Origin of the sequence: Allostreptomyces psammosilenae (genome assembly GCF_013407765.1) — a bacterium.
GTDB lineage: Bacteria > Actinomycetota > Actinomycetes > Streptomycetales > Streptomycetaceae > Allostreptomyces > Allostreptomyces psammosilenae.
Window position 1 is genome coordinate 856,854 of sequence record NZ_JACBZD010000002.1, and the last position, 13,076, is coordinate 869,929.

Consider the following 13,076-nt stretch of genomic DNA (forward strand, 5'->3'; position numbering starts at 1 on the left):
TCCGTCATCGCGCCATGGGATCCTGAAACAGGGGGTCCCCCCAGAACATTCGGGGGAGTGGGCGCGGGAAATGGCATGCTCCTGACGCCCTAAGGCTGGGTGTCAGGAGCATGCGGCCGGGCCGGTAGGAGTACGCGGCCGGGCTGGCAGGAGCACGTGACCTGGGTGTCAGGAGCGTGCGCCCCAGGTGGCAGGAGCATGCGGGGAGAGCTGAGCCGGCCAGCAGGTGGAAGGGCTCAGCCGGCGAAGGGGAGCACGGGGAGTCCGCGCACGCCCACCTCGGCCCGGAACAGCGCTCCGGCGGCCGGCTGGCCGGCCGGGTCGATCTCCTGCTGGGAGGTGGTGACGTACAGCTCGTCGAGGCCGTCCCCGCCGAACACGCAGGCGGTGACCTGGGTGGCCGGCAGGCTCAGCACCTCCGACAGCGAACCGTCCGGCGCGTACCGGTGCACGGCCGACCCACCCCACAGCGCGACCCACACGCCGCCCTCGGCGTCCACCGTCAGGCCGTCCGGAACGCCCGCCTCGTCCGGGATGCGCACGAACGGCCGCCGGCCGCTCAGCCCCCGGCCGGGCACGAAGTCGAAGACGTCGATCCGCCGGGTCGGCGTGTCGATGTAGTAGGCGAGGGTGTGGTCCGGGCTGAACCCGAAGCCGTTGGAGATGGTCACCGCGCCGAACGGCTCGGCCGTGCCGGCCGCCAGGTCCGGCCCCAGGCGGTACACCCGGCCCGCGCCGGGCGTCTTGTCATAGGCCATCGACCCGCAGTAGAACACCCCGTCGGGATCGCAGCCCCCCTCGTTCATCCGCACCCCGGGATCGCTCCACAGCTCGCCCAGCGGCTCCGGCACCGCGCCAGCGGTCAGCCCGTCCCAGGCGCCCTTCTCCCCGGCCGCGATCCCGGACGGCGGCAGCAGGGCGAAGCCGCGCTCCAGCGCCAGCACGGTCCCGCCGTCACGGCGCGGGCGCAGCACGGCCGCCACCGAGCCGACGTGGTGCCGGCTGGTCTCGCCGGTGCTGTGGTCGAGGGCGAGGACGTCGCCGACGAGCATGTCGACCCACCGCAGCCCGCCCCAGGGGGCGAACCACACCGGCCCCTCGCCGTGGTCGCACAACGGCGGGGTCACCTGCTCGACGGAGGCCATGGGTGCCCTTCTCCCTCGTCTCCCCCGCGTCCGCTCGCCGGGGCGCGGGCCGTGCCGTCGCGCGGGGTCCGTCGCGGCGGCTGATCAGGAACGAATGATCAGGAACGATTCTCCCGGCCCCGCCACCGGCACGCCACGCGCGGCAGGGCCGGCTGACCCGATACGGCCATCCCCGCGGCCGTCGTCCGCGCCGCAACCGCCAGGAATAGTTGGCTAGGCCAAGTGGTTGTTCGGGGACGCAGTCCCACCCGTCCCCGGTCGCCGAGGAGCCCAACGCAGTGACCAGCGCCGACCCCACCGCCCCGCAGCACACCACCGCGAACCCGTCCGCCGGATCGACCCCGCAGGCCGGCCCGGCCGCCGACCTGCCCGGCCGCGACGCCACCGGTCGGCCGGCGCTGTCCGTCCTCGACCTCGCCCCGGTCACCAGCGGCACCACCCCCTCCGACGCCCTGCGCACCTCCACGGAGCTGGCCCGCTCGGCCGAGGGCTGGGGCTACCACCGCCTGTGGGTGGCCGAGCACCACAACATGCCCGGCATCGCCAGCTCCTCCCCGGCCGTGCTCCTCGCCCACCTCGGCTCGGTCACCCGGCGGATCCGGCTCGGCAGCGGCGGCGTCATGCTGCCGAACCACGCCCCGCTGGTCATCGCCGAGCAGTTCGGCACCCTGGCCGCCCTCCACCCCGGGCGGATCGACCTCGGCCTCGGCCGCGCCCCCGGCAGCGACCCCGCCACCGCCCGCGCGCTGCGCCGCACCACCGCCGACCCGCACGGCGTCGACGACTTCCCCGAGCAACTCGCCGAGCTGCGCGGATTCCTCGACGGCTCCTTCCCCAGCCCGCACCCCTTCAGCCGGATCGCCGCGGTTCCGGACGTCGGCCCGGGCGCGGTGCCGATCTGGCTGCTCGGCTCCAGCGGGTACAGCGCCCAGCTCGCCGGCCAGCTCGGCCTGCCGTTCTCCTTCGCGCACCACTTCAGCGCCGCCAACACGCTGCCCGCCCTGGAGCTGTACCGGGCGAGCTTCCAGCCCTCCGAGGTGCTCCAGGAGCCCTACGCCATGGTGTGCGCCGGCGTCGTCGCGGCCGACACCGAGGAGGAGGCCCGTGCCCTGGCGCGGGCGGGGGCGCTGGCCATGATCCGGCTGCGCACCGGACGGCCGGGCCGGCTGCCCACCGTCGAGGAGGCGGCGGCCTACGAGTTCAGCCCGCAGGAGCAGGCGTTCGTCGACCACTGGTCGGAGCCGATGGCGATCGGCGCGCCGGACACCGTCCGCGCCGAACTGGAGGCGCTGGCCGAGCGCACCCGGGCCGACGAGATCATGGTCGCCACCAACGCGCCGGGCCACGACACCCGGCTGCGCTCCTACGAGCTGGTGGCCAAGGCGTGGGGGCTGCTCGGCGGCTGAGCCCCGGCGGCATCGGCACCGCGGCCCGCGGCCCGCGGCCCGCGGCCCGCGGCCCCGGTCCCGGCACCGGCACCGCGGCGGCGGGGGCGTCGCGGTTGGTGCACCCACGGCCCTCGGCGCGTCCCCGCCCCGGGACGCGCCGAGGGGGCTCGGCGGCGGCCGTGACCGGTCAGCGGGGCACCGGTGAGGAACCGGTCCGCGGCCGCTCCCGCCGGTGCTCGACGACGAGGTCCAGCAGCCACAGCGCCGTGCCGGTCCGCTCGTTCAGCGGATCCCACCGCCAGTTGCCGGCCACCGTGCGGACCTGCGGGTGCCGGCGCATCCAGTCGCTCGCCGCGCCCAGGATCTCCGGCTGCTCGCCCCCGGCGAAGGTGACGACCTCGAAGGACTCCGTGCGGCTGCTCACCCGGACCCCCGGGCGGGCGGTGCCGTGCGCGGGGGTGAGCGCCTCGGCCGCCGGCCTCCGGTACGCGGGGGCGGCCGAGGCAGCCGCCGGGTCGCCGGACGCGTTGCCACCGGACCCGTTCCCACCGGAGGCGCCGCCCCCGACCGGGGTGCGCAGCACCTCCGCGGCGGACGGCACGCCGAGGAAGGCGTCCCTGGGGAACAGCCGCAGGTCGCCGTGGCGCCGCACCCCTTCCACCCCCTCCAGGAGACGCAACGTCTCCTCGTCGGCCGGCCGCTGCGCGGTCATCAGCACGCCGGTCATGGTGCCGACCCTGCCCGGGCCGCTGGCCACGCCGGTCCACCGGAAGGGCTCCACCTCCGGGAAGAAGTCGCGGCAGAAGTCGGCGCCGCCCAGCGTGGTCAGGCGCCTCTCGGAGAGGAAGAACTCGCCCTCGACGGTGCTGATCAGGGTGGCCCGGTCGATCCAGCCGAAGTGTCCCGGACGGATACCGACGGCGACCGCCTCGCCCTTGGTGTGCTCGTCCGTCCAGGCCTGGCCGTAGGTGGCGGTGACCGCGACCTCGAAGATTTCCTTGATGGCGACCCCCGCGCCGGAGGCGACCTCCACGCTGTGTGCCACCGAGGTGGTGTCGGACCAGCTCATCTCGTAGCTGGCCGTCTGCGGACCGGGGTTGTAGACGACGTGGTCGCTCACCGGATGGAATTCCCCGAAGGCGTACCACTGGCGCGCCGGGTCGACGATCAGATGCCCGCTGAGTTCCGCGCCGATCCGCTCCAGCGTGCGCCGCCGGTCCTCCGCGTTCGGATCCGCGACGGGATAGTTCCGCACGTGCTCCTCGGTCAGCGCCATTGTCGCCAGCCGGTTCCGGAACGGGCGGCGATCGGCCTTCTCGGGGGCGGGCAGGTCCGGCAGGTCGGGCCGTTCGACGGTCATGGGTGTCTCTCCTTAACTCGGCCGCTGAACACGGGACGACGGGCGAACGCCGAAAGCGGCGCGGGAACCCGGGCGTCAGTTCGGGGACGCCTGAACGCTGCCGTCCGGCTGGACGGTGAGCGTGTACTCGCCGCTGGTCCGGTCCAGGAGCGCCCTGCCCCGCTCCCATCCCTCCGGCCTGAACTTGTACGTGATGCGCCGGGTCTCGCGGTCGTCCCAGACGTCGTACGTGCGCATCTTGGTGACGATCTCCAGGTGGCCCTGCCCGCGCCACGGCAGCCACATCGGCCGCTCCCGGCCGCCGCCGTCCTCCCGGCTCGGGATCGTCAGGCTCTCCTGCGGCCTGGCGGTGCTGTACACGTACGCCGGCAGATCGCTCTCGTTCCGCCAGCGCGTGATGCGCGTGGCGCCGTCCGGGGAATCCACCGCGCCGTCCTCCGCCGGATTCCGTCCGGGTTCGCGGTCGTGTCCGGATTCGCCGGGCCGGGAATCGGTCTGCGCGCAGTCCAGGATCTGCCGGCTGAGCTTCGTGATGTCCTCGGCGGTAAGGTAGAAGCCATCCGTCATGCGGAACATGATGTATTTGGCGTTTCCCATCACTCGCCCCTCTCTTCTTCCCGTGCGGCGTTCCCGGTGAGGTGCCGGCGAAGACCGGTACACCAGTGCCCAATCGGCGCCCACCTAACGGGAACGGACGGAACAATCATTCGAATGGCGGTCCGTCGTCCGGTCGTCCGGGAGAGGCCGGGCCCGCCTGCGGCGCCCGTCGGCCGCGCCTGCCGGGGGCTCGGGCCGAGAGGGCGGAAAACGCCGCGCGCGGCCCCGAGGGCGCGGTCTAGGGTGCGCGCATGGCTCTTGAGACCCCCGCCGCGACGCCCATGCCCCGACCCGACGACGGCCACGCCCTCGGCCCCGCAAGCGGGCGGCAGGCGGAGGCTGTGCTGCGGGCGTTCGTCCGGGACGGCCGGCTGGTCCGGCTCCCCGCGCGGTTCGGCCGGCGTCGCCTGGTGCTGCGTCACGTCGCCGAGCGGGCCTTCGCGTTCGGCGACGAGTACGACGAGCGGCAGGTCAACGACATCCTGCGCGGCTGGTGCGACGGCGGCGAGACCGACCACGTCACGCTGCGCCGGCACCTGGTGGACGACGGCCTGCTGGCCCGGGAGCACGGGCGCTACTGGCGCCCCAGCGGGGAGGAGACGGCCGCAGCCACGGCGCCGGCGCCCGCGGCGGCGCCCGGTGGCTGATCCGCGGCCGCGCGGCGGTTCCGCCCTGACCGGCCAGCTTCGCCCTGACCGGCCAGCTTCGCCCTGACCGGCCAGCTTCGCCCTGACCGGCCAGCTTCGCCCTGACCGCGCCAGCTCCGGCCTGACCGCGCCAGCTCCGGCCTGACCGCGCCAGCTCCGGCCTGATCCGGGTCGCCGCCCCGTCCTGCCCCGATCCCGTCCTGCCCCGATCCCGGGCCGCCTTGACTCGCGTCCTGCCCTGACCCGGGCCGCCCCGACCAGATCCGGGCCGCCTTGACTTGCCCCGCCCCCTACCTGGCCTGGCCCTACCCGGCTCGGCCAGGCCCGGCCAGGCCCGGTTGAAGATTCACCAGAGTTATCCACAGCTCGGAAAGGGGACTCCCGCCACGCCGAGCTCCCGTGAGAGCGTGGAAATCGGGGGGCCACCAGGGCTTCCCTAGGTGTGGTTGAGCGTTCACCGGAGTTATCCACAGCTTGGAAGGGGGACTCCCGCCACGCCGAGCTCCCGTGAGAGCGTGGAAATCGGGGGGGCCACCAGGGCTTCCCTAGGTGTGGTTGAGCGTTCACCAATTTGCTGGCCGGTCCGGCGGCATCGGTGGCCGCCCCCGCCGTCAACCCGCCGTCAACCCGCCATCAACCCGCGGTCAATCGCGGCCGACCCATGGCGACCCCATCGCGGACTCATGGCGGACCGGCCGCTGAAATCCGGTCGCCCGGCGCGGCGGTCAGACCGGCCGTTGAGGCCCCGTTGCCCTGGGCCGCGGTCAGGTCGGCCGGCGGTCAGACCGGGGGGCGGGGCAGGGCACGGAAGCGGACCAGGCCGCCAGGGCGCAGCTGGGCGGCCTCCGGCAGGTCGTCCGCGAGCACCACGCCGATCACCGGGTAGCCCCCGGTGACCGGATGGTCGGCCAGGAACAGCACCGGCTGTCCGTCCGGCGGCACCTGGAGCGCCCCGGCCACCATGCCCTCCGAGGGCAGCTCCCCCGGGACGGCGCGCACCAGCTCGGGCCCGGCCAGCCGTACCCCGATCCGGTCGGCGTCCGGCGTGACGGTGTACGGGGCGGAGCACAGCCGGAGCAGGGCGTCGCGGGTGAACCAGTCGTCACGCGGCCCCGGCAGCACCCGCAGCACCGGCTCCGGCCGGATCGGCGGGGCCGGGACGACGTCCCACCACGGCTGGGTCACCGCCGCGGCCCCGACCGGCAACCGGTCGCCGGCGCGCAGTGCGGCCGGACCGAGGTGTGCCAGGGTGTCCGTCGAGCGCGAGCCGAGCACGGGCGGGACGTCCACGCCGCCCCGCACGGCCAGGTACGTGCGCAGGCCGGCGGGTGGGGTGCCCAGCCGGAGTTCCTCCCCGGGGCCGATCCACACGGCCGAGTGGAACCCGATGGAACGGGGGCGGCGTGCCGCCGTGGTGCTCGCGGAGGCCGTGGTGCTCGCGGAGGCCGCGTCGGTCCGGAAGGCCGTCCGGAAGGCCGCGTCGGCCGTGCCGGCCGGGTGGACGGTGGCGGGGCAGGGGGCGCCGGCGAGGGCGATGATCCCGCCGGCGGGGAGGCGCACCCGCAGCCCGCCCAGCGTGCACTCGACGGCGGCGGCCGACTCCTCGTTGCCGACCAGACGGTTGGCCAGTCGGAAGGCGCGTTGGTCCGCCGCGCCGGAGCGGCCCACGGCGAGCGCGGCGTAGCCGGGGCGTCCGGCGTCCTGCACGGTGGCCCGGGGGCCCGGACGCACGACCTCGATCACGCCCCGGGTTTGCGGCGCGGGCCCCGGGCGTGCCGTCCGGGGGGCGCGGACCTGCACGCTCACCGGTCTCCCTCCGCCTGCGCGCCCGCCCCGGCCCGCACCGGCTCCAGGCGCACCCGCCGGCCGGGCGTCAGCAGCGCGGGCGGCTGCCGGTGGACGTCCCACAGCGGGGCGTCGGTGCTGCCGAGCAGCCACCAGCCGCCCGGCGACGCGGTCGGGTACATGCCGGTGAAGCCCCCGGCGACGGCCACCGAGCCGGCCGGCACCCGGGTCCGCGGGGTGGCCCGGCGGGGCAGGTGCAGCGGCTCCGGGGTGCCGGTGAGGTATCCGAATCCGGGGGTGAAGCCGCAGAACGCGACGGTGTACTCGGCCGAGCTGTGCAGGGCGACGACCTCCGGGACGTCGAGCCCCAGCCGGGAGGCGACCTCGGCCAGGTCGGGCCCGTCGTAGCGCACGGGGACGACCAGCGGTGCCTCCGGGGGGCGGGACGCGACGCCGGGGGAGTCATGCGGGGAGCCCGTGGCGACGGCGCGGACCGTCCGCCCCACGGCGAACAGGTCGTCGGTCCGCTCGTCGAAGCGCACCAGCACCGTGCGCGCGGCCGGCACCAGCTCCCACCCCCGCTCGGCCGCGACCGGCGCCAGTGCCCGGAACAGCCGCGCCGTCTCCTCCGGTCCGTCACCGCACTCGGCGAGCAGCGCCGCCCCGCCCACCGGGCGCAGCGACAGCGCCGGGGAGTCCGAGGAGTCCGGGGAGCCCGGGGAGTCCGAGCAGCCGGGGAAGTCCGGGCGCTCCGCGCGATCCGGGGCAACGGGGGAAGTCGGGGGAGCCGGGGGAGGGGACCCCTCCGCTCCGGTGGGGCCGGTGCCCGCCGGAGCCGCCCCCGTGGGCCGCGTGCTCACCGGGGCCTCACCGCCGGGTCGGCGCGGGCACCGGAACGAACGGCGCGATCGTCACCCCCGCTGACAGCAGCGCCTCCCGGATGCCTCCCGCGATGGCCACGGCCCCGGGCGTGTCGCCGTGCACGCACAGCGAGCGGGGGGTGATCGCGACCAGGTTGCCGTCCACCGACTCCACCACGCCGTCCTTGGCCAGCCGCACGCTGCGGTCGACCACAGTCGCCCGGTCCTCCAGCACCGCTCCGGGCTGGCGGCGCGGCACCAGGGCGCCCTGGTCGGTGTAGGCGCGGTCGGCGAACGCCTCCACGATCGGGGTGAGGCCGGCGTCGGCGGCCTGCCGCAGGATCTGCGAGCCGGGCAGCCCGAGGACGGGCAGGGTCGGGTCGTAGCGGCGCACCGCCTCCACCACCGCGGCGGCCTGGGCGGCGTGGGTGACCAGGGCGTTGTAGAGGCCGCCGTGCGGCTTGACGTAGGAGACCCGGGTGCCGGCGCCGCGGGCGAAGCCGTCGAGCGCGGCGATCTGGTACAGCACGTCGTTGGTGAGCTCGGCCGGGTCCACGTCGATGAAGCGGCGGCCGAAGCCGGCCAGGTCGCGGTAGGCGACCTGCGCGCCGATGGCCACGCCGTGCTCCGCGGCGAGGTCGCAGACCCTGCGCATCGTGGAGGGGTCGCCGGCGTGGAACCCGCAGGCGACGTTGGCGCTGGTGATGAGGGGGAGCAGCGCCTCGTCCTCCCCCAGGCGCCAGATGCCGAACCCCTCTCCGAGGTCGCAGTTGAGGTCGATCACCGGGCCGCTGGCCCTGATCGCATCGCTGGCCTGCTCGTCGACTCTGACGTTCATCGCCCCGCCCTCCGACGTGATGGGTCTCGGCTGCGTGGTACCCCACTTTGTGGGGGCTTCCACCACCCCCGCCGCCACGATCCTGCCATCCACCGGCGGCCCCGGCAGCACCGATGTCACGTGGTGGACGGCTCCGGCGGGCGAGGCCTCCCGGTCCGGGCCCGCCGGCCCGTTCACCAGGGGCGTTCCGGGCGGCTGCGGGGCGGTGTTTGGGCCGTCTTTATCGGCATCTGTCAGGATTTTTCGACCGGGTTGGTCGGGGTGTGCGGCGGTACGGTGGAGAGAGCGGTATCACTAAGCGCGTCCACAGCGAGGGGGTGCCGTGATGCTCCTGTTGATCATGGCCGTCCTGATCCTGGGCATGGTGGGGTTCATGGCCAGCGCCCGCATCGTGCGGCAGTTCGAGCGAGGGGTGGTGCTGCGCCTCGGCAGGTTGCAGCCCCGGGTGCGGGACCCCGGATTCACGATGATCGTTCCGGGCATCGACCGCCTGCACAAGGTGAACATGCAGATCGTCACCCTGCCCGTCCCGGCCCAGGAGGGCATCACCCGGGACAACGTCACCGTCCGGGTGGACGCGGTCGTCTACTTCAAGGTGGTGGACGCGGCCGACGCGGTGATCAAGGTGGAGGACTACCGCTTCGCCGTCTCGCAGATGGCGCAGACCTCGCTGCGCTCCATCATCGGCAAGAGCGACCTGGACGACCTGCTCTCCAACCGGGAGAAGCTGAACCAGGGCCTGGAGCTGATGATCGACAGCCCCGCGGTGGGCTGGGGCGTGCACGTGGACCGGGTCGAGATCAAGGACGTCTCCCTCCCGGAGACCATGAAGCGCTCGATGTCGCGGCAGGCCGAGGCCGAGCGGGAGCGCCGTGCGCGGGTCATCAACGCCGACGCCGAGCTGCGGGCCTCGCACAAGCTGGCGGAGGCCGCCCGGACGATGTCCGCGAGCCCGTCCGCCCTGCAGCTGCGGCTGCTCCAGACGGTGGTCGCGGTCGCGGCGGAGAAGAACTCCACGCTGGTGCTGCCCTTCCCGGTCGAACTGCTCCGCTTCCTGGAGCGGGCGCAGGGCACCGCCCCGGCGGGCGCCGCCACCCCGGCGGGCGAGCGGGCCGCCGCACCGGGCGGGCCGCCGGCGGTCGAGGCCGCCCGCCCCACCGCGCCCTCGCCGTGGACGCTGGCCGCGCACCCGCCCGAGTCCCAGGTGCCGGAGGCGCCGGACACCTGGCACCCGGAGCCGCACCGGCATCCGGAGCCGCACCGGCACCAGGGGCCGGGTGGCGCCGGGGGTGCGGCCGGCGGGGCGGAGTGAGTCCCGGCCCGGTGTGACCGCACCTCCGGCGTGTACGCGCGGTGCGGCGGAGGTGTGGGCCACCCCCGAATGCCAACGCATGTTGGCCAACAGGTGTTGACTTTTATGGGCGCGCGGGCGCAGAGTCGTCTCAACAGGTGATGACTTCTGGAGGCGATCGCCGTGCGTCACGACCGTGTCGACACCGATGTCCTGGTGGTGGGAGCCGGCCCGACCGGGCTCGCCCTGACCGCCGCCCTCGCTGACCGGGGCGTCGAGGTGACGCTCGTCGACCGCCGCTCCGGAGGCGTCGGCACCTCACGGGCCGCCGTCGTCCACGACCGCACGCTGGAGGCGCTCGCGCCGCTCGGGGTCGTGGACGCCCTCGTCGGACGCGGCCTGCGCGCCCACCGCTTCACCATCCGGGACCGCGACCGGCTGCTCGTCCCCATCCGGTTCGACCGGCTGCCGGTGCCGCACCCCTACGCCCTGATGGTCCCGCAGTCCAGCACCGAGGAGATCCTCACCGACCGGGTGCGCCGAGGCGGACGGGAGGTCGTCCCGGACACCGAACTGGTCTCCCTCGCCCAGGACCGGGACGGGGTCACCGCCACCCTGGCCGACGGCGGCACGGTGCGGGCGCGCTGGCTGGTCGGGGCGGACGGCCTGAACAGCACCGTCCGCCGCGCCGTGGGCATCGGCTTCACCGGGAAGGACACCGCGGAGAGCTTCAGCCTCGCCGACGCCCGGGTGTCCGGTCCGCTGCCCCGGGACGAGGTGGTGCTGTTCTTCTCCCCGGACGGGATGCTGGTGTCCGCCCCGCTGCCGGACGGCGCCTTCCGCTTCGTCGCCGCCGTCCCCGCGCCCCCCGAGCAGCCGGACGCCGCCCACCTCCAGCGACTGCTCGCCACCCGGGGCCCCGCGGCCCCGCGGGTGGAGGCCGAGGAGGTCACCTGGGGCTCCCGCTTCCGCGTCCACCACCGCGTCGCCGACCGGTACCGCGCCGGCCGGGTGCTGCTGCTCGGGGACGCCGCGCACGTGCACAGCCCCGCCGGCGGCCAGGGCATGAACCTCGGCCTGCGGGACGCCATGGCGCTGGCCGGGCTGCTCGCCCCCGCCGTGGCGGACGACGCCCCGCCGGAGGCCCTGGACGCCTACACCGCGGCCCGCCGCCCGGCCGCGCTGCGGGTGCTGCGCCTCGCCGGCCGGCTGACCCGCCTGGCCACCGCCCCCGCGCCGCTGCGGCCGGCGCGCAACGCACTGCTCGCCGCCGCCTCCACCTCCGCCGCCTTCCGGAACACGCTGACCCGCGACCTCGCCGGGCTGAACGACCGCTGACCGCCCGGGCTCGGCCGCCGGGGCCTGGACGCCGGGACCCGACCGTCGCGGCCCGGCCCTCGCGGCCCGACCGCCGCGCCGCCGCTCCGCCAGGACGCCGCACCGGCCACTCCGCCGCGCCCGCCACCGGGGATTCCCTCGTCCGGGGCATGGCGCCCGGCGGCGGGTCGCCCGCATCATGTGGGCAGTCGCGATCCTCGGACGAGAGGGAAGCCGATGCCCCGTAGGTCCGCCGCCGTCCGTGCCCTCCTCGCCGCCTCCACGGCCGGGCTGATGCTGCTCACCGCGCTGGCCATCGCCGGCGGCGGCGCCTCGCTGTGGGCGGTGTGGGCCCTGCTGGCGGCGATCACCGTACTGACGGTCCTCGTCGACCGCGTGGCGTGAGCGGCGTCGGCGCGGCCGGGTGCGGCCCGTGCCGGCGTCCGCCCGCCGTGCCGTACTGACCGACGCCGTCGGCCGGCCGCCCGCTGACCGGGCGCCCTTCGGCGGGACGCCTGCCGGCGCCCGAGCCCGGAGTGAGCGCGGGGCCGGCGGCGGTCACCGGGACACCGTCGGGATACTCGGCGACCGCCGGGGCTTCCGGGCGGGCCGGGGGTTCCGGGACGGCCACCGGCACCGGGACCTCCATGGCCACCGGGGCCGGGGCCTCGGCCGCGTCGACGGGTTCCGCGGCTCCGGCGGATTCCACCGGCGCGCCGGCCGGCGGGGCCGGGACGGGCGCGCCGCTCCTGGCACGCACCAGCCGTTCGAGCCGCTCCGCCTCCGGCGACCCGGGCGGGGCGAAGTGCACCACGACGGACAGGCCGGGACGGCCCTCCACCACGAACCGCATGTAGTTCAGCCGGAGCTCCCCGACCTCCGGGTACCACAGGCGCCGCACGGACGGGGTGAACTCCTCCACGTCGTGGCTGGTCCACCAGGCGCGGAACAACTCGCTGGTGTCCGACAGGTGCCGGATCAGCTCGCCGAAGCGGGGGTTGGCCAGCTGCTGCGCCGACGCCGCCCGCAGCAGCCCCACGATCCAGCGCGCCTCCCGCTCCCAGTCCGGCATGGTCACGCGCCAGCGCTCGTCCTCGAACATCATGGCCAGCGCGTTCAGCGCCCCCGCGGGCCGCTGGCGCGGGAGGCCCATCAGCGCCGCGGCGGGCCGGTTCCAGGCCACCAGGTCGAACCACGGGGTCATGGCGTAGGCCGGGTTGGGGGCCAGCAGCTCCACGAAGCCGGAGACGTCGTCCGTCGCCGTGGGCTCCTCCTCCACCGCCTCCGGCTCGCACGGGTCGCCCTCGCCGGCCAGCCGGAACAGGTGGGCGCGCTCGGCCGGCGCGAGGGCCAGCGCCCGGGCGATGCCGCCGAGCACCTCCCGGGAGACGTTGATGTTCCGGCCCTGCTCCAGCCAGGTGTACCAGGTCAGGCTCACGCCGGACAGTTGCGCGACCTCTTCCCGACGCAGTCCGGGAACGCGGCGGCGCCGGTTCACCGGAATTCCGACGGCCGCCGGATTCACCTTTCTCCGCCGCGATTTCAAGAAGTCAGCGAGTTCCTGCCGGGATACGTCGTTCGCCGCCACCGTCCGCACCTTCCCCGCGGCCGCGTCGACGACGGTCGTCGTGTGGCCGCTGAAGTCCACCGTGCTGCACCCGTTCCGCCTGTTCAGTTACCCAAAACTACCTCCCGGACACGGCCGGTCCGCACCCGCCCGCCGACGCCCCCGCCGTTTCCGCGCCCGCCATCCCCGCTTAACCGACCCGAAAACCGGGCGGTCGCCGAGGACGGAAGTCGCGTAACCCCCATCGAATTCCAATGGATCCCATCTGCGGCCAAAAGGGA

General features: G+C 75.3%; 12 protein-coding genes. 5 read left to right on the forward strand and 7 right to left on the reverse strand.

Annotated features, from left to right (window positions below):
• Positions 1 to 236 precede the first annotated feature (236 nt).
• A complete protein-coding gene (locus FHU37_RS26005) occupies positions 237 to 1,145 on the reverse strand; it encodes an SMP-30/gluconolactonase/LRE family protein (RefSeq protein ID WP_179817076.1) in 909 nt (302 codons plus the stop codon).
• Between the two features lie 278 nt (positions 1,146 to 1,423).
• On the opposite strand from FHU37_RS26005, the gene FHU37_RS26010 reads away from it, so the two are divergent.
• Entirely contained in the window at positions 1,424 to 2,551 is a 1,128-nt protein-coding gene (locus FHU37_RS26010; protein WP_376774064.1) for an LLM class flavin-dependent oxidoreductase, read from the forward strand.
• 169 nt (positions 2,552 to 2,720) lie between these two features.
• Here the strand turns inward: FHU37_RS26010 and FHU37_RS26015 are convergent, their stop codons facing one another.
• The gene (locus tag FHU37_RS26015; protein ID WP_179817077.1) at positions 2,721 to 3,893 is read right to left on the reverse strand and encodes a hypothetical protein; all 1,173 of its coding nucleotides are present in this window, start codon (positions 3,891 to 3,893) and stop codon (positions 2,721 to 2,723) included.
• Positions 3,894 to 3,968: 75 nt separating this feature from the next.
• On the reverse strand, positions 3,969 to 4,460 hold the full coding sequence (locus FHU37_RS26020) for a hypothetical protein (RefSeq protein ID WP_179817078.1): 492 nt from the start codon (positions 4,458 to 4,460) through the stop codon (positions 3,969 to 3,971).
• A 281-nt stretch (positions 4,461 to 4,741) separates the two neighbouring features.
• Here FHU37_RS26020 and FHU37_RS26025 point away from each other — a divergent pair, with 281 nt between their 5' ends.
• On the forward strand, positions 4,742 to 5,137 hold the full coding sequence (locus tag FHU37_RS26025; RefSeq protein WP_179817079.1) for a DUF2087 domain-containing protein: 396 nt from the start codon (positions 4,742 to 4,744) through the stop codon (positions 5,135 to 5,137).
• Positions 5,138 to 5,917: 780 nt separating this feature from the next.
• Here FHU37_RS26025 and FHU37_RS26030 read toward each other — a convergent pair.
• Genes FHU37_RS26030 through FHU37_RS26040 form a run of 3 tightly spaced genes read right to left on the reverse strand, consistent with a single transcriptional unit; the run spans position 5,918 to position 8,620 of the window.
• Entirely contained in the window at positions 5,918 to 6,880 is a 963-nt protein-coding gene (locus FHU37_RS26030; protein WP_179817080.1) for a 5-oxoprolinase subunit C family protein, read from the reverse strand.
• A gap of 59 nt (positions 6,881 to 6,939) precedes the next feature.
• Positions 6,940 to 7,782 carry a 5-oxoprolinase subunit B family protein gene (locus tag FHU37_RS26035; RefSeq protein ID WP_312892869.1) on the reverse strand — a complete coding sequence of 281 codons (843 nt, stop codon included), beginning with the start codon at positions 7,780 to 7,782 and terminating at the stop codon, positions 6,940 to 6,942.
• A gap of 7 nt (positions 7,783 to 7,789) precedes the next feature.
• A complete protein-coding gene (locus FHU37_RS26040) occupies positions 7,790 to 8,620 on the reverse strand; it encodes a LamB/YcsF family protein (protein ID WP_179817081.1) in 831 nt (276 codons plus the stop codon).
• A 325-nt stretch (positions 8,621 to 8,945) separates the two neighbouring features.
• Between FHU37_RS26040 and FHU37_RS26045 the strand changes: the two genes are divergently transcribed.
• The 3 genes from FHU37_RS26045 to FHU37_RS26055 all read left to right on the forward strand — a co-directional run bounded on the left by FHU37_RS26045 (position 8,946) and on the right by FHU37_RS26055 (position 11,633).
• A complete protein-coding gene (locus FHU37_RS26045) occupies positions 8,946 to 9,932 on the forward strand; it encodes a slipin family protein (RefSeq protein WP_179817082.1) in 987 nt (328 codons plus the stop codon).
• A 162-nt stretch (positions 9,933 to 10,094) separates the two neighbouring features.
• Positions 10,095 to 11,249, forward strand: coding sequence for an FAD-dependent oxidoreductase (locus tag FHU37_RS26050; RefSeq protein WP_179817083.1), 1,155 nt, complete (start codon positions 10,095 to 10,097; stop codon positions 11,247 to 11,249).
• Positions 11,250 to 11,465: 216 nt separating this feature from the next.
• On the forward strand, positions 11,466 to 11,633 hold the full coding sequence (locus FHU37_RS26055; RefSeq protein ID WP_179817084.1) for a hypothetical protein: 168 nt from the start codon (positions 11,466 to 11,468) through the stop codon (positions 11,631 to 11,633).
• On the opposite strand, the gene FHU37_RS26060 is transcribed toward FHU37_RS26055, so the two are convergent.
• Positions 11,596 to 12,876 (reverse strand): helix-turn-helix transcriptional regulator, encoded by a 1,281-nt coding sequence (locus FHU37_RS26060; RefSeq protein ID WP_312892871.1) that lies wholly within the window; start codon positions 12,874 to 12,876, stop codon positions 11,596 to 11,598. The two genes, FHU37_RS26055 and FHU37_RS26060, sit on opposite strands and share 38 nt — an antisense overlap.
• Positions 12,877 to 13,076: the final 200 nt, after the last annotated feature.